Here is a 17,859-nt window from a genome sequence, read left to right as displayed (position 1 = left end):
GCGCTGCGCTTACCCGACCTACAAAATTTTCTCCCTCTCCCTGTGGGAGAGGGCCGGGGTGAGGGCATCAGACCGCAGAGGAATTACACTCCATATCCCATCATCTTCAACAGCTGCTGCGCATGCTGCACCGCATCCTGTCGATGCGCTACGCCCAGCTTCTGATACAGATTGCGAATGTGCGTTTTGATGGTGGTCGCCGCCACCGCCAGCTCACCGGCAATCTGCTCGTTGCTGTAGCCGGAATAGATCAGCCCCAGCACCTGCCATTCACGCTGGGTGAGCGGGCTGGTGCGGATAAGCTCCGGCACTTCCGGATGGTTCAGCAGACGTTCAACAAAGTTCTCATCGAAGTGCGCAAACTTGTGGCGGTGGTGCTGGTTAATCTCGCGCAGAATGCGCTGGGCGCGATGCTGATCGAGTTCTGGCAGTGTGTTCAGCTGAATCAGCTGGCGCAGCTGCTGGGCCATCACTTCACCCTCAATCACAAAGTGGCTGATAAACCCGGTGCGGTTCGCCAGCTGCAATGCTTCCAGCAGTACGCGCTGGGCATCGTTTTTACGGCCCGCCTGCCAGTAAAGCTGGTTTAACAGCAGCAGGTTGCGGTTTAAATCGCTCATCAGGCGCAGGCTGCGGGCGTTTTCGTTTAACTCTTCCAGCACAATCTCGGCAGGCTCAAAGTCACCCAGCAGGATCTGCACGCGAGCGATGTTGCGCCACTGGCTTTGCAGGAAGTGGTTATTGGCAAATTCCGGTTTAGGCGTATGACGCAGCCAGTTGGCGGCGGACTTTTTATCGCCGGTCATCTGCCAGTAAATCACCCGCACCTTATCGGCGTTGGACACCCAGTCGCTATGGTACTGCCCGTTGCCGAGCAGGTTTTCCAGGCGGTTAAGATGGTTGCGGGCATTATCCAGGTCGCCGCGCGCCAGCGAGCACTGCACCAGCAGAGCCAGACACTGGAGCTGCTGCTGCGGCTGGAAGCTCGAAAGGACATTCAGACCCTGGCGGGCACAGCTTTCTGCTTCATCCAGACGCGACCATGCCCACAGCAGCTGAGCGCGAATACGCAACAGGAACTCGTGCATCGGCAGCTGTTCCAGATGTTGTTCACGGATCAGCTGGAACGCTTTCTCCTGGTTTTCCCAGGCGGCTTGCAGGAATCCCTGAGCAAATAAAATCTCGCTTTGCTGGATCAGGCTCCAGAGGGCGTAATGCCAGACATCGTGGCGGCGCGCCATCTGTTCGGTTTGCTGCATGAGTGAAAGCGAACGCGTGAGATCGCCCTTACAGTGCAGCACTTCGCCGTGTACCGAGGTGGCCACAATACGGCTGTAAAAATTCGCCAGCGGCAGCTCATCCAGCGCGACCATCGCCAGCCGTTCGGCTTCCTCAGGGTCACCGTCGTTAATCGCCACCTGCGCACGCAGGGCGTTAAATTCGCCATGCAGGGTGGTATCCATCTCGCTTTCCATCTCCTGCTCAGCGCGCGCCAGCAGGGTGTTCACTTCGCTGTAGCGATGCTGGCTCTGCATCAGCCAGGCCTGGAGCAGCACCAGACGCGGATTCTCCAGCAGGCTTTCCCACGGCAGCGCTTTTAACGACTCTTCCAGCAGCGTCAGTTCACTGTGGTTGAACAGTCCCCACGCGTGGTTGAGCAGAATATCGCGCAGCATACCGGCATCCCCGGCGGCCAGCGCATGGTGGATAGCCTCGCTCGGGAAACCTTGCGCCATCCAGCTTTCGGCGGCGGCGCGGTGAATGTCAGGCAGCTCTGCGGCCAGTTCCCACTGGCAACGCTGGCGCAGGAAGCTGCCAAACAGCGGATGGTAGCTAAACCATTCGCCGGGATCGTCCATGCGCGTCAGGAACAGACCCTGACGTTCAATCTCTTCGAGCTGAAGCTGCCCGTTTTCAATGCCGGTGACGCGTACAATCAGCGCATCGTTCATGGAACGCAGCAGGGAGCTTTTCAGCAGGAAATGGCGGGTGGAGAGGTCAACGCTGTCGAGTACCTCATCCACCAGATAATCCGACAGGTGGCTGGCGTTGATGCCCGCCAGGCGGCGTGCGGACTGATGCGTCGGGCTGTTGTTTTGCCGCGCGGAGAGGGCAATCAGCTGAAGCGCCGTGGCCCAGCCGGCAACGTCATCGCACAGGCGGCTGCTTTCCGACGCCTCAATCGGAGACGTCAGGCGGCAGTCAAAGAACTGCTTCGCTTCCTGATGGGTAAAGGCCAGCTGCTGACTGCCGATTTCCAGCAGCTGATCGCGCACGCGCAGGTTGGCAATGCCCAACTGCGGAAGGTTACGCGACAGGACAACCAGCGTCAGGTTTTCCGGCTGATGGCGCAGGAAGAAACGCATGGACTCGTGAATAACCGGGTTGGTGATCAGATGATAATCATCAATCACCACATACAGCGGGCGATGCCATTCGGCCAGCTCTATAAACAGCTGGGAGAAAAGAGAGGACAGGCTGGCGTACTGGCGCTTTTGCACCATCACCTCGCTGGTGACGCAGTGTCCGTTGGTTGCCTGCTGAATCGCGGCAATTAAATAGCTGGCAAAACGCTCCTGCTGGTTATCCCCTTCATCCAGGGAGTACCAGCCAAGATCGCTTTTACCTGCCGCCCATTGCGAAATGAGCGTTGTTTTTCCATAACCCGCAGGACTCGTAACCAGCGCCAGTCGGAAATTATGCGCACCGGAAAGTTTAGCCAGCAGGCGCTCGCGGACCACAGTATGGTCAAGACGAACCGGGCGACTTAATTTGGACGGAATCAACATAGTTTTCACTTCACTGTGGGGAACGAGAGAATTTATTTTTTTTGCGCTTCGTAATTAATATCTATAAGTTCGGCCAATAGAGGAACTATTGCAAGTTATGTCTGGGTTTGGAGGCTCTGAATTTGCACTCTGTCACAAAACATTCTCATCACTGATGGAACTTTCCGTAAATGGCTGGATGCCGCGCTGCTTCTGGCTTGTGTGCATAAGTCGCGGTTGCGCTGAAACTGGTTTCAGAAAGAGATAATGACGCTGAAGTTAATTAACTTCGGGGAAAGTTGCATCGGCTTAATAGGGGTGCTGAATAATCGCGACGCGCGGAAATATTATTCTACGTAAGTAATCATTTCAGCGATGATTAATTTCCTCCGAAACTGCATTTCATTTCTTTGACGCTCTTCCGGGATCGCTTTTTCCGCGAAGCGCACACTCACACAGTGGCCTCGATCACACTTTTATGCTCATCCCCGCTACTCCTCCCTGTCTAATCCCCGACAGGAGGAGGAAGAGGCACAATGAGCCAGGCACACTAGCGTTAAATGTTTTTACTCTCTACAGGATGCCGATTCCCTATGTCACAGCCTACTTTCAACAAAGCTCAATTTCAGGCTGCCCTGACGCGTCAGTGGCAGCGTTTTGGTCTTCATGCTGCAAACGAAATGACGCCTCACCAGTGGTGGCAGGCGGTGAGCGGGGCGCTCGCAGAGCAGCTGGACGCTCAGCCTATGACGAAGCCCGTGAAAGGCCAGCGTCACGTCAACTACATTTCAATGGAGTTCCTGATTGGCCGTCTGACGGGTAACAATCTGCTGAACCTTGGCTGGTATCAGGAGGTCGGTGACGTGCTGAAAGAACACGACATCAACCTGACCGATCTGCTGGAAGAAGAGATTGATCCGGCGCTGGGTAACGGCGGTCTGGGACGTCTGGCAGCCTGCTTCCTGGATTCCATGGCAACCGTGGGCCAGTCGGCGATTGGCTATGGCCTGAACTATCAGTACGGCCTGTTTCGTCAGTCATTTGCCGACGGCCATCAGATGGAAGCGCCGGATGACTGGCACCGCAATACCTATCCGTGGTTCCGCCACAACGCGCAGCTGGATGTGCAGGTCGGGATTGGCGGGAAAGTCACGAAGCAGGGACTCTGGGAACCGGCGTTCACCATTACCGGTGAAGCCTGGGACCTGCCGGTACTCGGCTACCGTAACGGCGTGGCGCAGCCGCTGCGCCTGTGGCAGGCGAAGCACGCGCATCCGTTTAACCTGACCAAATTCAACGACGGTGATTTCCTGCGCGCCGAGCAGCAGGGGATCGACGCCGAGAAGCTGACCAAAGTCCTCTACCCGAACGATAATCATCTGGCGGGTAAAAAGCTGCGTCTGATGCAGCAGTACTTCCAGTGCGCCTGTTCCGTGGCGGATATTCTGCGTCGCCACCACCTGGCGGGCCGCAAGCTGGCTCAGCTGCCGGACTTCGAAGTTATTCAGCTTAACGACACGCATCCGACCATTGCCATCCCGGAACTGCTGCGCGTGCTGATCGACGAGCATCAGCTGAGCTGGGACGACGCCTGGGCCATCACCAGCCGCACCTTCGCCTACACCAACCACACCCTGATGCCGGAAGCGCTCGAGTGCTGGGATGAGAAGCTGGTGAAAACGCTGCTGCCGCGCCATATGCAGATCATCAACAAGATTAACGACCAGTTCAAAACGCTGGTGGAGAAAACCTGGCCGGGCGATAAGGCCGTCTGGGCGAAGCTGGCCGTTGTGCACGACAAGCAGGTGCGCATGGCGAACATGTGCGTGGTCAGCGGCTTTGCGGTGAACGGCGTTGCCGCGCTGCACTCGGATCTGGTGGTGAAAGATCTCTTCCCGGAATACCACCAGCTGTGGCCGACCAAATTCCATAACGTGACCAACGGCATCACGCCGCGTCGCTGGATCAAGCAGTGCAACCCGCTGCTGGCCGGCCTGCTGGACAAGACCCTGAAGAAAGAGTGGGCCAACGACCTGGACCAGCTCATCAACCTGGAAAAACAGGCCGACAACGCGAAGTTCCGCGAGCAGTACCGCGCCATTAAGCTGGAGAACAAGGTTCGTCTGGCCGAGTTTGTGAAAATGCGCACCGGAATTGAGATCAACCCGAATGCGATTTTCGATATCCAGATCAAACGACTGCACGAGTACAAACGTCAGCACCTGAACCTGCTGCACATTCTGGCGCTGTACAAAGAGATCCGCGAGAACCCGCAGGCCGACCGCGTCCCGCGCGTGTTCCTGTTCGGTGCGAAAGCGGCGCCGGGCTACTACCTGGCGAAAAACATTATCCTTGCCATTAATAAAGTGGCGGCGGCGATCAACAGCGATCCGAAAGTGGGCGACAAGCTGAAGGTGGTGTTCCTGCCGGACTACTGCGTTTCTGCGGCTGAAATGCTGATCCCGGCGGCGGATATTTCCGAGCAGATCTCTACCGCCGGTAAAGAAGCGTCCGGTACCGGCAACATGAAGCTGGCCCTGAACGGCGCGCTGACCGTCGGCACGCTGGACGGTGCGAACGTCGAAATCGCCGAGAAGGTCGGCGAAGAGAACATCTTTATCTTCGGCCATACTGTTGAAGAAGTGAAAGCCATCAAAGCCAAAGGGTACGACCCGGTGAAATGGCGTAAAAAAGATAAAGTGCTGGATGCGGTGCTCAAAGAGCTGGAAAGCGGGAAGTACAGCGACGGCGACAAGCACGCGTTTGACCAGATGCTGCACAGCATGGACAAACAGGGCGGCGACCCGTACCTGGTGATGGCTGACTTCTCGGCTTACGTTGAAGCGCAGAAGCAGGTCGACGTGCTGTATCGCGACCAGGATGCCTGGACCCGCGCGTGTATCCTGAACACCGCGCGCTGCGGTATGTTCAGCTCTGACCGCTCAATCCGTGATTATCAGGCTCGTATCTGGCAGGCAAAACGCTAAGGAAGCGCGATGGAGAGTAAACGTCTGGACAGTGCCGCGCAGGCGGCGGGAATTAGCCTCAGTTACATCAATGCGCACGGCAAACCGCAGTCTATTGGTGCGGACACCAAAAGACGTTTGCTGGATGCCATGCACAAAACCGACGCGAAAGCGTCGGGTGCACCGGTGCCGAACGTCAAGGTCTTTACCGCGGGCAAAAAGATGCCGCTGGCGGTGGAAGGGCGCGGCGAGTTCAGCTGGCTGCTCACCACCGAAGAGGGGCATCAGCACAAAGGCCATGCCACCGGCGGCAAAACCCTCAACCTTCCGGCGAAGCTGCCGGAGGGCTACCACACGCTTACGCTTACCCGGGACGACCAGCGTTTTCACTGTCGGGTGATTGTGGCGCCAAAGCGCTGCTATGAGCCGCAGGCGCTGCGTGAAGGCAAAAAGCTGTGGGGCGCCTGCGTGCAGCTCTATACCCTGCGTTCGGACAGCAACTGGGGCATTGGTGATTTTGGCGACCTGAAAAAGATGCTGGCATCTGTTGGTGAGCGCGGCGGCGCGTTCATCGGCCTCAACCCGATCCACGCCCTCTATCCGGCGAATCCGGAAAGCGCCAGCCCGTACAGCCCGTCTTCCCGTCGCTGGCTGAACGTGATTTACATCGACGTTAACGCGTTAGACGATTTCAAAAACAGCAAAGAGGCGCAGGCGTGGTGGAAGCTTGAGACCACGCAACAGCTGCTGAAACAGGCCCGCGATGCGGACTGGGTTGATTACGCCTCCGTTACCGCGCTGAAAATGGCGGCTCTGCGTCTGGCCTGGAAGGGCTTTGCGAAGCGTGACGACGAGCAGATGACAGCCTTCCGCCAGTTTGTGATGCAGGAAGGCGAGAGCCTTTACTGGCAGGCAGCGTTTGATGCGCTGCATGCGTATCAGGTTCAGGAGGACGAGATGCGCTGGGGCTGGCCGGTGTGGCCGGAAACCTATCAGTCCGTTGATACCCCGGAAGTGAAGGCATTCTGTGAGACGCATGCCGACGAGGTGGATTTCTATCTCTGGTTGCAGTGGCTGGCGTACAGCCAGTTTGCCGCCTGCTGGCAGGTGAGCCAGGGCTATAACATGCCGATCGGGTTGTATCGCGATCTGGCTGTCGGCGTGGCGGAAGGCGGGGCGGAAACCTGGTGTGACCGTGAACTTTACTGCCTGAAAGCTTCTGTGGGGGCGCCGCCGGATATTCTGGGCCCGCTTGGTCAGAACTGGGGCTTACCGCCGATGGATCCGCACGTGATGGCGGCGCGTGCCTACGAGCCGTTTATCGACCTGCTGCGCGCTAACATGAAGAACTGCGGTGCGTTGCGTATCGACCACGTGATGTCCGTGCTGCGCCTGTGGTGGATCCCGTACGGTGAAACGGCTGACCACGGGGCGTACGTGCAGTATCCGGTGGACGATCTGCTCTCAATCCTCGCGCTGGAGAGTAAACGTCATCAGTGCATGGTGATTGGCGAAGATCTCGGTACCGTGCCGGTGGAAATTGTCAGCAAGCTCCGCGACAGCGGGGTTTACTCCTACAAAGTGCTCTATTTTGAAAACGACCATGAGAAAACCTTCCGCGCGCCGAAAGCGTACCCTGAACAGTCAATGGCAGTCGCGACGACGCATGATCTTCCTACGCTCAGAGGCTACTGGGAAAGCGGCGACCTGACGCTCGGCAAAACGCTGGGTCTCTACCCGGATGAAGAGGTTCTGCGTGGGCTGTATCAGGATCGCGAGCTGGCGAAGCAGGGGCTGCTGGATGCGCTGCATAAGCATGGCTGTCTGCCGAAGCGCGCCGGGCATAAGGCGTCGCTGATGTCGATGACGCCAACGCTTAACCGTGGCTTACAGCGCTATATTGCCGACAGCAACAGCGCGTTGCTCGGTCTGCAACCGGAAGACTGGATTGATATGGCGGAGCCGGTAAACATCCCCGGCACCAGCTATCAGTACAAAAACTGGCGTCGCAAGCTGTCCACAACGCTTGAAGCGATGTTCGCCGATGACGGGGTGAACAGGTTGATTAAGGATTTGGACAAGCGGCGAAAAGCGGTGGGTAAGAAGCGGTAGTTTCACCCTCACCCTAACCCTCTCCCAAAGGGAGAGGGAATAGAATGTAGGCCGGGTAAGCGTCAGCGCCACCCGGCTTTTTTACATCAAACCACCATATTCAACAGCAGCACCCCGACCAGACCGCACACCGAAATGATGGTTTCCAGCGCGGACCAGGACTTGATGGTTTCACCGATGGTCAGGTTGAAGTACTCCTTGAACAGCCAGAAGCCCGGATCGTTCACGTGGGAGAAAATCACGCTCCCGGAACCAACCGCGATAACCATCAGCTCAGGGCTGACGCCCGTGGTCGCAATCAGCGGCGCAACGATACCGCCCGCGGTAATCGCCGCAACGGTCGCAGAGCCCAGCGCGATACGCAACACCGCGGCAATAGACCATGCCATCAGCAGCGGGGAGACGTTGGTTTCATGCATCATGGCCGCGATGTATTTATCCACGCCGCTGTCGACCAGCACCTGCTTGAACGCGCCGCCACCGCCGATGATCAGCAGCATCATGGCAATGATTTTAATGGAAGAAGTCAGCGTGTCGTTGATCTGATCCATGGAACGGCCACGGTTAAGACCGAAGGTGAACATGGCGATCAGGACCGCAATCAGCGTCGCCATCACCGGGTCGCCCAGGAACTCCGCAACGGACAGGAACGCGTGACCTTTCGGCAGAACCATCTCTGCTATGGCACGCATCGCCATCAGGATCACCGGTACCAGTGAGGTCCAGACGCTGACGCCAAAGCCTGGCATCTCTTCTTCAGTAAAGGTTTTGGCGCTGTACAGCCCTTCCGGGATAGGCTTATCAATGCCTTTCAGGAAGCGCGCATACACCGGGCCTGCCAGAATCACCGTCGGGATCGCCAGAATCGTACCAAACAGCAGGGTTTTACCCATATCGGCATGGAAGATGGTGGCGATAGCCGTTGGGCCCGGATGCGGCGGCAGGAAACCGTGGGTGACGGACAGCGCCGCAGCCATCGGCACACCCACGAACAGCAGCGGGATGTTGGCGGCAGCGGCGATGGTGAACACCAGCGGCAGCATCAGCACGAAGCCCACTTCATAGAACAGCGCGAAACCGACGGTAAAACCGGTTAACACCACCGCCCATTGAATGTTCTTCTTACCAAATTTGTCGATCAGCGTGGTGGCAATACGCTGTGCGCCACCGCAGTCCGCGAGCATTTTACCGAGCATGGCGCCGAAGCCCATGATCAGCGCCAGGCTGCCGAGCGTACCGCCGACACCGGCTTTAATGGAGCTGATAACTTTAACCAGCGGCATTCCCTGCATCAGACCGACTGCAAGTGCCACCAGAACCAGAGCGATAAATCCGTTCATTTTGAAGCGGATCATCAAGAGCAGTAATAACACAACACCGATAGCGACGATGACTAATGGCATGATTGACCTGGCCTTTGAATTGTTATGGGTAACGTCATTGTTTCAACGACAAATTCCGGTTGTCCCAACTGGGAACAGAGTGTTAACGGCACTCATACTGATGCCTGCGAAAACGTTAAGTTTAGTCGGCTGTTATAAGGGTGTTGAGTGCCCACGAGAATGATACGGGTAACATGCGGTGATTGAGAATCACCCAGGGAGGCAAAATTTGAATTATGAGACGCAGGTCAACATACAGAGGGGGAGGCAAGAAAAAGTAGGCCCGGTAAGCGCAGCGCCACCGGGCAATACAGACGGGGACTGAATCAGTAGTAAGAGTGCTCGCCGCGCTGGTGCTCGGTCAGATCGCGCACGCCTTTCAGTTCCGGGAATTCGTTCAACAGCTGCTTCTCGATCCCTTCTTTCAGGGTTACATCAACCATGGAGCAGCCGTTACAGCCGCCGCCGAATTGCAGGATCGCCAGACCATCTTCGGTGATTTCCATCAGGGAAACACGTCCCCCGTGGCCGGCCAGCTGCGGGTTGATCTGCGATTGCAGCAGATATTCCACACGCTCCATCAGCGGGGCATCGTCAGAGACTTTACGCATCTTCGCGTTTGGCGCCTTCAGCGTCAGCTGAGAACCCAGCTGGTCAGTGACGAAATCAATCTCCGCATCTTCAAGATACGGCGCGCTCAGCTCATCAACGTACGCGGTGAGCTGTTCAAATTTAAGGGCAGTGTCAGTTGCTTCCACAGCATCCGGAGGACAATAAGAGACACCACATTCTGCATTCGGAGTGCCTGGATTGATCACAAACACGCGGATCTGCGTCCCTTCTTCCTGATTTGCCAGCAGTTTGGCAAAGTGCGCTTGTGCAGAATCGGAAATACGGATCATAGCTTTGACCTAATAGTTGACTAAATTACCTGGGTATAATCATACGCCCATTGAAGAAGGGCTACAAGGTACGGCACAGACACCATACCTGAACTGACGCGGCGCCGCTTTGCAAAAGCAGTCGGGAAAGTTCAGCCACGGTACTGCCCGTGGTGACGACATCATCCACAATCGCGATATGGAGGCCGTTGACCGGCAATTCAAGGCGAAAGGCGTTTTTCAGGTTCCTTTTGCGCGACCGGGCGTTGAGCCGGTGCTGAACGGCAGTGGCATGAGTACGTTTCAGCGCAGAGGCTGGGTACCGGCAACCCAGCCAGTGGGCGAGCGGACGGCACAGCAGGTCGCTCTGATTGTATCCCCGCCGCCAGTGCCGACGCTGAAACAGTGGCACGTTCACAAGCGTGTCGACCGGCGGCAGCCCGCGCGTTCTTCGCGCCTGTAATACCGCCAGTAACAACAGGCGTGCCAGGGGCTGCGCCAGTGCAGTCTGGCTGGAAAACTTAAACTGATGAACCAGACGACTCAGCGGCAAAACGTAATCATCCACCGCCACCAGCGCGCTCCACGGCGGCGCTTTTTTCAGGCAACGGCCGCAGGGGAGCGTCTGGCTTACGGCAGGCAAGCCGCATTGCGGACAGCCCTTCAGGTAACCCAGCGCTCGCGTGCAAACGGAACAGACGCCCCACGCGCTCATCGCAAGTGGCATTCGGCATAGCCAGCACAAGCCGGGCACTGTTAGCATACGCAACCTCCATGTGAAAAAAGAGAACGTTAACTGATGAAGACGCTGTGGTGGCAGACCGTTGGGACGGGAAATTGTCATCTTGTGCTGCTGCACGGATGGGGACTGAACGCCGAAGTGTGGCGTTGCATAAGTGAGGAACTGGCCTCGCAATTCACGGTACACCTGGTGGATCTACCGGGCTATGGCCGCAGCCACGGCTACGGCGCGATGACGCTCGACGACATGGCGGAGCAGGTTCTGGAGGCGACGCCGCAAAAAGCCGTCTGGCTCGGCTGGAGCCTGGGCGGGCTGGTGGCAAGCCAGATTGCGCTGCGCCATCCTGAACGGGTCCAGGCGCTGATCACCGTTGCCTCATCACCCTGTTTCAGCGCCCGCGAGGCGTGGCCGGGCATCAAACCTGAGGTGCTGGCCGGGTTCCAGCATCAGCTGAGCGAAGACTTCCAGCGGACGGTGGAGCGTTTCCTGGCATTACAGACGATGGGAACAGAAACCGCCCGTCAGGATGCGCGGACGCTGAAGCAGACGGTGCTTTCTCTGCCGATGCCGGAGGTTGAGGTGCTGAACGGAGGGCTGGAAATCCTGAAAACGGCCGATCTGCGCGAGCCGCTGGCGTCGTTAACGGTGCCGCATCTGCGTATTTATGGCTATCTGGATGGACTGGTTCCGCGCAAGGTGGTTCCGCTGCTGGATGCGCTGTGGCCGGAGAGTAAATCAATGGTGGTTGCCAAAGCGGCACATGCGCCGTTCATCTCTCATCCTGCTGAGTTTTGTTCGGCGCTGTCCGGTTTTATCAGCGAAGCGTCCACCACTCCCTGAGACAGGCTTTACCTTCAGGACAACTCTTACAACTGCCGGACAGACAACCGTCCGGCTCTTCCTGAATGCGCACGGCTTTCCCCATGGCCTCCAGCCTTTCCAGCATGGCATCGATCATCGGCTGCGGCGTATGCAGGCTGAGGCTGAGCTGCTTCGCCTCCATTCGCCCCTGTAACGCCAGTAAGTCACGAACCTGAATCAACGATGCCATCTTTCTTCCCCTTAGTGACAGTCGCCCGCAGGGCTGCTACAGCAGGTCGTCGGGGTTTTGCGCGTTGCCAGCAGGTTAACGTCAACGCGGCTACGCGCCCGGCGCAGCAGGCCAATCACCATCACGTTAAACAGGATCACCGCGAGGATACAGACCAGGCTGTAGCGCGGATGCTGGCTGTAATTGACGGCCTGATAAAACACGGTCGCCAGCGAGTAGGCAATGTTCAGCCCCCACAGAATGGAGAAGCCCATCCAGCCGCGGCTGGACTCACGGGCAATGGCGCCCAAGACCGAGATGCACGGAATATAGAGCAGGACGAAGATCAGGTAGCTGTAGGCCGCCGACGCGCTGCCAAATTTCTGGCCCATCACGCCCATTGCTCCGGTCGCCATTTCGCCGTCGCCTTTGCTGGCTTCAATCGGGTTCGCCAGTACGCTCAGGCTGAAGGTGTCTTTCAGGCTCTGCCAGGTTTCTTCCACCGCGCCAAGCAGTTCATCGCCGAGGTTGAACGCTGCCGGATTAAACTCCTCTTCCTGGATGTTTTCCGCGGTGTAAAGCGTGTTCAGGGTGCCGACAACCACCTCTTTTGCCATCGCGCCGGTGAACAGGCCCACGGTTGCCTGCCAGTTGTCTTCCTGAACGCCAATCGGTTTGAAGACCGGCGTAATGATCCGGCTGACGGAGGCCAGGGCAGAGTCATTAATGTTGTCCGCGGCCTGGCCGCTCAGAGTGAAGCTGTTCAGGGCGCTCAGGAAAATGCTGACCACCACAATCACCTTACCGGCGCGCAGAACGAAGCCCTTCAGGCGCTGCCATGTCTGAATAATCAGGCTTTTCAGATGCGGAACGTGATAAACCGGCAGTTCCATCACGAACGGCGACGCTTCGCCACGCATGATGGTGTGCTTCAGCATCAGGCCGGTGAGAATAGCCATCACGATACCCAGCACATACAGGGAGAAGACGGCCAGCGCTCCTTCCTGACCAAAGAACGCCGCGGCAAAGACCGCGAAGATCGCCAGCCGCGCGCCGCAGGACATGAACGGCGCCATCATGATGGTCATCAGGCGTTCGCGCGGGGCATCCAGCGTACGCGCGCCCATGACTGACGGCACGTTACAGCCAAAGCCGACAATCAGCGGCACGAAGGATTTGCCCGGCAGCCCCAGCGCCTGCATCAGGCGGTCCATCACGAAGGCGGCGCGCGCCATGTAACCGGAATCCTCAAGGAAGGAGAGGAACAGGTACATCATGCCGATCTGCGGCACCAGCGGCAGGACGGTATTGATCCCGCCGCCGATCCCCTGCGCAAGGAAGATGGTCAACCATTCCGGGAAGTGGAGGGTGTAGCCCAGCCACTGAATACCGTGCACGAAGATAGCGACAGAGCCGCCATCAAAGATAGGTTGTAATGCACCGCCGATGTTAATGGCGAGCAGGAACATCACATACATCACCAGTAAAAAGATCGGCAAACCGAGGAAGCGGTTGAGCACAATCTTATCCACGGCGGCGGTGAAGCGGCTGGGTTCAGCGGTTAATGCATTGCTGACCACGTCACAGATAGCGGCGATGGCCTGATAGCGCGCATCCGCAATGTGCAGGGCCGGGTCATCCAGCTCGTCGCTAAGGCGAGCCTGTGCGACATCCAGCTTATCCGCCGCATCGCCTGCGTAGGCGCGGCTGTAGATATCGCCTTCCAGCATTTGCAGGCCAAGCCACAGACGTTGTCTGGCGGGCATGCTGTTATCCATCTCCTGCGCCAGCTGCCCGGCTTCGCGCAGCAGCGGCTGGGCGTAGTGCACCAGTTCGACGTCGGCATTGCCCGTGTGGCGGTCAATCGCCAGCTTCAGGGCGTCAATGCCGCGAGCGCGGGTGGAAACCAGCGGAACCACCGGGCAGCCCAGACGGGCGGAGAGGGCATCGACGTCGATGCGCAGCTTTTGCTTCTCCGCGATGTCGAGCATGTTAAGCGCCACGATGCAGGGAATACCCAGCTCCAGCAGCTGTAACGTGAGATACAGATTTCGTTCGAGGTTAGAGGCATCCACCACGTTGATAAGCAGATCTGCGTCGCCGCTCAGAATATAGTGGCAGGCAATTTGCTCATCGAGAGAGGTCTGGGATGAAATCGTGGTGAGGGAATAGGTCCCCGGTAAATCAACCAGCGTGACCTGATTATCTGTCGTGGTGAACTGGCCTTCTTTGCGTTCCACCGTCACGCCTGCCCAATTTCCCACACGCTGGCGTGCGCCAGTTAACTGATTAAATAAGGTTGTCTTGCCGGAATTAGGATTGCCAATTAAGCCAATAGTTAATTTTTTCATTGTAGTAGACTCACTGAAACCGCTGGCTTGTTAACGGGATAAAGATTCAATTTCAATTAATGCGAGATCTTTTTTACGCAGAACCAGATTAACGCGTCGGGTTTCGATATGAACTGGATCGCCCAACGGCGCAACGCGCACAACCTGGAATGATGAGCCGGGTAGCATGCCCAGTGACAGGAGCTTCTGCCGATAGGCCGGGCTTATCTCACGGGTAAAACCGATAATTTTCCACGCACTGTCTGGAGTGAATTGCATAGCGCCTGATTCCACGATAGGTTAAATAATCTACACTGCGATGATAATGAGAATAGTTTTTATCAGCAATAATAAAAATGTGACGGGATGTTGTTAATCGTATTAATTTGCGGTCTGCTTGACCTTGCTCAATATTTTCGAAATTGAGGTGAAAATAAAAAGAGGGCTATTTGTTAATGAGGTGATAATTCGTGGTTTAAATATGGATACAACATATTTATTTTAATTCCCTGCGGCCTGCTTGCCGGGCGGCACTGCGTTTGCCCGGCCTACAAAACCGTAGGCCCGGTAAGCGTCGCGCCACCGGGCATTTACAGCATTAGCGTTTCTTACCCATCGCCGCTGCCAGCGCATCCATCATCGCGCTGTTGCCCGCCGGCTGTGCGTCACGTCCGCGTGGCTTCGCGGCTTTCGCTGCCGGACGCTGCTGTTCACGGCCACCGCCATTACCGCCACGGCGCGCGTTAGTGTCGCCCGGCTGCTCGTCCAGACGCATGGTCAGGGCAATACGCTTGCGCTGGAGATCCACTTCCAGCACTTTCACCTTCACGATGTCGCCCGCTTTGACCACGGTGTGCGGATCTTCAACGAACTTGTCGGCGAGGGAAGAGATATGCACCAGACCATCCTGATGTACGCCGATATCCACAAACGCGCCAAAGTTGGTGACGTTGGTTACCGCCCCCTCCAGCACCATGCCCGGCAGCAGGTCGTTCATGGTTTCTACGCCCTCAGCAAAGGTCGCGGTTTTAAACTCAGGGCGCGGATCGCGGCCCGGTTTTTCCAGCTCTTTGATGATGTCGGTGACCGTCGGCACGCCGAACTGTTCGTCGGTGAAATCCACCGCTTTCAGGTTACGCAGCGCGCTGCTGTCGCCCATCAGGTCTTTCAGCGCCTGCCGGGTGGCGGCCAGGATACGCTCGACAACTGGATAGGCTTCCGGGTGAACGGTAGAGGCATCCAGCGGGTTATCGCCGTGATTGATGCGCAGGAAGCCCGCGCACTGCTCAAATGCTTTTGGCCCCAGACGGCTCACCTTCAGCAGCTGCTGGCGGTTCTGGAACTGACCGTTCTCATCACGCCAGGCGACGATATTCTGCGCCATCATACGGGTCAGGCCCGCCACGCGGGTCAGCAGGGGAACGGAAGCGGTGTTCAGGTCCACGCCGACGGCGTTAACACAGTCTTCCACTACCGCATCCAGCTTGCGCGCCAGCTGCGTCTGGCTCACGTCGTGCTGATACTGGCCCACGCCGATGGATTTCGGGTCAATCTTCACCAGCTCCGCCAGCGGATCCTGCAAACGACGGGCGATAGAGACCGCACCGCGCAGGGAAACGTCCAGATCCGGGAACTCCTGCGCTGCCAGCTCAGAGGCGGAGTAGACCGATGCCCCCGCTTCGCTGACGATCACTTTCTGCGCCGTCACTTTCGGGAACTGCTTCTGCACGTCGAGATAGAAACGTTCGGTTTCGCGGGACGCCGTACCGTTACCGATGGCAACCAGCTCAACGTTGTACTTCTCGCACAGCGCGGCGACGACGACAGCCGCTTTCGCTGCCTGACCGGTGTGCGGGTAAATGGTGTCGGTGGCAACCAGCTTGCCGGTGCCGTCAACCACAGCCACCTTCACGCCGGTACGCAGACCCGGATCGAGACCCATGGTGGCGCGCAGGCCAGCTGGCGCCGCCATCAGCAGGTCGTGCAGGTTACGGGCGAAGACGTTGATCGCTTCGTCTTCGGCGCGCTCGCGCACGGTGCCCATCAGCTCGGTTTCGAGGTGCATCAGAACCTTGATGCGCCAGGTCCAGCTCACCACGCCTTTGCGCCAGCTGTCCGCCGGGGCGTTGTTCAGGCGCAGACCCAGATGGTCGATAATGATCTGCTCGCAGTGACTCTCTTTTGGCGGCTCGTCAAACTGCGGATCGGCATTCAGGGAGAGTTGCAGCACGCCTTCGTTACGGCCGCGGAACATCGCCAGCGCGCGGTGAGACGGCGCGGTAGAAATGGGTTCGTGGTGATCGAAGTAGTCGCGGAATTTCGCGCCTTCTTCCTCTTTGCCGGACACCACGGTGGAGACGATATGCGCGTTCTTCCACAGGTAATCACGCACTTTGGCCAGCAGCGCCGCGTCTTCGGCGAAGCGCTCCATCAGAATATAGCGCGCGCCGTCCAGCGCGGCTTTGGTGTCCGCTACGCCTTTATCGGCGTCGATAAATTTGGCGGCTTCGGTTTCCGGATCGTGAGACGGCTCGTTCCACAGCAGATCGGCCAGTGGCTCAAGGCCGGCTTCGATCGCAATCTGCCCGCGCGTGCGGCGCTTCGGTTTGTACGGCAGATAGAGGTCTTCGAGCTCGGTTTTACTCAGGGTACCGTTAATGGCTTTTTCCAGGTCACTGGTCAGCTTGCCCTGCTCGCCGATAGATTTGAGGATCGCCTGACGTCGGTCTTCCAGCTCGCGAAGATAGCCCAGACGGGTCTCCAGGTTTCGCAGCTGCGTGTCATCCAGACCGCCGGTGACTTCCTTACGATAACGTGCAATAAACGGCACGGTGTTCCCTTCATCAAGCAGGCGAACGGCAGCTTCTACCTGTTCGGCTCTGGCCTGAAGTTCACCCGCAATAATGCGGCAGAGCGACTCTTTCATCATGGTCAGTTCATCTTGTGGATCGAAAATCAGGGGGATAGTTATACGGGCTGACATCAAAAAATGCCAGCCGGGGAGGGCGCTCTCGGACTATTTAACATACACGATTTCGTTGACGTACCAGCTTGCTTCACCTGCGGGCGTCTGGACAACGGCTAAATCGCCTACCTCTTTTTTCAGCAGGGCGCGGGCCATGGGTGAATCGATAGAAATGTAATCCTTACGACCGAAAATTTCATCATAGCCGACGATACGAAAACGCAGGGTGTCGCCGCTGTCGTTTTCAATTTCGACCCACGCGCCGAAGAACACCTTACCTTCCTGCTGCGGGGAGTAATCGACAATTTTGAGATTCTCGAGGCACTTCGTCAGGTAGCGTACCCGGCGATCGATTTCGCGCAGCCGCTTTTTATTGTACTGGTAGTCCGCATTCTCGCTGCGGTCGCCCAGGCTTGCTGCCCAGGTGACTTTTTTGGTCACTTCCGGACGCTCTTCGCGCCACAGGTAATCCATCTCTTTTTTGAGTTTCTCGTACCCTTCACGGGTGATCAGAGGCGTTTTCATGGTGCAGCCTTTAATGCCGGTTAACTGTCTTTGCGCACAATACGTAGCGCACAGTGTAACAGACAAGATTAATAATGATTTATGTGATGAAATGAACAGATAAGCTGCTGTTAAATATGCTTTGTAACAATTTCGTCTAGAATTTATACCAGAATTTG

At 57.2% G+C, this 17,859-nt stretch carries 12 protein-coding genes; 3 read left to right on the top strand and 9 right to left on the bottom strand.

Annotated features, from left to right (window positions below; all coding sequences use genetic code 11):
* Window positions 1-83 precede the first annotated feature (83 nt).
* The gene (malT, locus tag INF61_RS05940; protein ID WP_015571449.1) at window positions 84-2,789 is read right to left on the bottom strand and encodes an HTH-type transcriptional regulator MalT; all 2,706 of its coding nucleotides are present in this window, start codon (window positions 2,787-2,789) and stop codon (window positions 84-86) included.
* A 572-nt stretch (window positions 2,790-3,361) separates the two neighbouring features.
* Between malT and malP the strand changes: the two genes are divergently transcribed.
* Both malP and malQ read left to right on the top strand, forming a co-directional pair.
* Complete coding sequence (gene malP / locus INF61_RS05935) at window positions 3,362-5,755, top strand: maltodextrin phosphorylase (RefSeq protein ID WP_193547617.1); 2,394 nt, start codon at window positions 3,362-3,364, stop codon at window positions 5,753-5,755.
* Between the two features lie 9 nt (window positions 5,756-5,764).
* Window positions 5,765-7,846: a 4-alpha-glucanotransferase gene (gene malQ, locus INF61_RS05930; RefSeq protein ID WP_193547616.1), complete on the top strand. Its 2,082-nt coding sequence runs from the start codon at window positions 5,765-5,767 to the stop codon at window positions 7,844-7,846.
* Window positions 7,847-7,932: 86 nt separating this feature from the next.
* Here malQ and gntT read toward each other — a convergent pair whose 3' ends face one another.
* From gntT to gntX, 3 genes are all read right to left on the bottom strand, one after another.
* Complete coding sequence (gntT, locus tag INF61_RS05925; protein ID WP_017384145.1) at window positions 7,933-9,249, bottom strand: gluconate transporter; 1,317 nt, start codon at window positions 9,247-9,249, stop codon at window positions 7,933-7,935.
* Between the two features lie 305 nt (window positions 9,250-9,554).
* Window positions 9,555-10,130 (bottom strand): Fe-S biogenesis protein NfuA, encoded by a 576-nt coding sequence (nfuA, locus tag INF61_RS05920; RefSeq protein WP_003861601.1) that lies wholly within the window; start codon window positions 10,128-10,130, stop codon window positions 9,555-9,557.
* Window positions 10,131-10,191: 61 nt separating this feature from the next.
* Window positions 10,192-10,872, bottom strand: a complete 681-nt coding sequence (gene gntX, locus INF61_RS05915) for a DNA utilization protein GntX (RefSeq protein WP_017384146.1) — start codon at window positions 10,870-10,872, stop codon at window positions 10,192-10,194.
* A 36-nt stretch (window positions 10,873-10,908) separates the two neighbouring features.
* Between gntX and bioH the strand changes: the two genes are divergently transcribed.
* Window positions 10,909-11,691, top strand: coding sequence for a pimeloyl-ACP methyl ester esterase BioH (bioH, locus tag INF61_RS05910; RefSeq protein ID WP_039269602.1), 783 nt, complete (start codon window positions 10,909-10,911; stop codon window positions 11,689-11,691).
* Here bioH and feoC read toward each other — a convergent pair.
* The 5 genes from feoC to greB form a co-directional block, all read right to left on the bottom strand.
* Window positions 11,666-11,902, bottom strand: coding sequence for a [Fe-S]-dependent transcriptional repressor FeoC (gene feoC, locus INF61_RS05905; RefSeq protein WP_017384148.1), 237 nt, complete (start codon window positions 11,900-11,902; stop codon window positions 11,666-11,668). The genes bioH and feoC overlap by 26 nt on opposite strands.
* A gap of 11 nt (window positions 11,903-11,913) precedes the next feature.
* Window positions 11,914-14,232: a Fe(2+) transporter permease subunit FeoB gene (gene feoB / locus INF61_RS05900; protein WP_193547615.1), complete on the bottom strand. Its 2,319-nt coding sequence runs from the start codon at window positions 14,230-14,232 to the stop codon at window positions 11,914-11,916.
* A 30-nt stretch (window positions 14,233-14,262) separates the two neighbouring features.
* Window positions 14,263-14,490, bottom strand: coding sequence for a ferrous iron transporter A (gene feoA, locus INF61_RS05895; protein ID WP_015571441.1), 228 nt, complete (start codon window positions 14,488-14,490; stop codon window positions 14,263-14,265).
* Between the two features lie 319 nt (window positions 14,491-14,809).
* Complete coding sequence (locus INF61_RS05890; protein ID WP_015571440.1) at window positions 14,810-17,140, bottom strand: Tex family protein; 2,331 nt, start codon at window positions 17,138-17,140, stop codon at window positions 14,810-14,812.
* An 87-nt stretch (window positions 17,141-17,227) separates the two neighbouring features.
* The gene (gene greB, locus INF61_RS05885; protein ID WP_193547614.1) at window positions 17,228-17,701 is read right to left on the bottom strand and encodes a transcription elongation factor GreB; all 474 of its coding nucleotides are present in this window, start codon (window positions 17,699-17,701) and stop codon (window positions 17,228-17,230) included.
* Window positions 17,702-17,859: the final 158 nt, after the last annotated feature.

The sequence above is a fragment of the Enterobacter cloacae complex sp. P18RS genome (genome assembly GCF_014982105.1).
Lineage (GTDB): Bacteria > Pseudomonadota > Gammaproteobacteria > Enterobacterales > Enterobacteriaceae > Enterobacter > Enterobacter hormaechei_C.
Note: the sequence above shows the minus strand (reverse complement) of the source record. Positions and strands in the feature narration are given on the sequence as shown.

Coding starts and splice junctions, on each gene's coding strand:
- gntT (WP_017384145.1), bottom strand. CDS start 9,249: ATGCCATTAGTCATCGTCGCTATCGGTGTTGTGTTATTACTGCTCTTG.
- malP (WP_193547617.1), top strand. CDS start 3,362: ATGTCACAGCCTACTTTCAACAAAGCTCAATTTCAGGCTGCCCTGACG.
- gntX (WP_017384146.1), bottom strand. CDS start 10,872: ATGCTAACAGTGCCCGGCTTGTGCTGGCTATGCCGAATGCCACTTGCG.
- INF61_RS05890 (WP_015571440.1), bottom strand. CDS start 17,140: ATGATGAAAGAGTCGCTCTGCCGCATTATTGCGGGTGAACTTCAGGCC.
- malT (WP_015571449.1), bottom strand. CDS start 2,789: ATGTTGATTCCGTCCAAATTAAGTCGCCCGGTTCGTCTTGACCATACT.
- nfuA (WP_003861601.1), bottom strand. CDS start 10,130: ATGATCCGTATTTCCGATTCTGCACAAGCGCACTTTGCCAAACTGCTG.
- malQ (WP_193547616.1), top strand. CDS start 5,765: ATGGAGAGTAAACGTCTGGACAGTGCCGCGCAGGCGGCGGGAATTAGC.
- feoC (WP_017384148.1), bottom strand. CDS start 11,902: ATGGCATCGTTGATTCAGGTTCGTGACTTACTGGCGTTACAGGGGCGA.
- greB (WP_193547614.1), bottom strand. CDS start 17,701: ATGAAAACGCCTCTGATCACCCGTGAAGGGTACGAGAAACTCAAAAAA.
- feoA (WP_015571441.1), bottom strand. CDS start 14,490: ATGCAATTCACTCCAGACAGTGCGTGGAAAATTATCGGTTTTACCCGT.
- bioH (WP_039269602.1), top strand. CDS start 10,909: ATGAAGACGCTGTGGTGGCAGACCGTTGGGACGGGAAATTGTCATCTT.
- feoB (WP_193547615.1), bottom strand. CDS start 14,232: ATGAAAAAATTAACTATTGGCTTAATTGGCAATCCTAATTCCGGCAAG.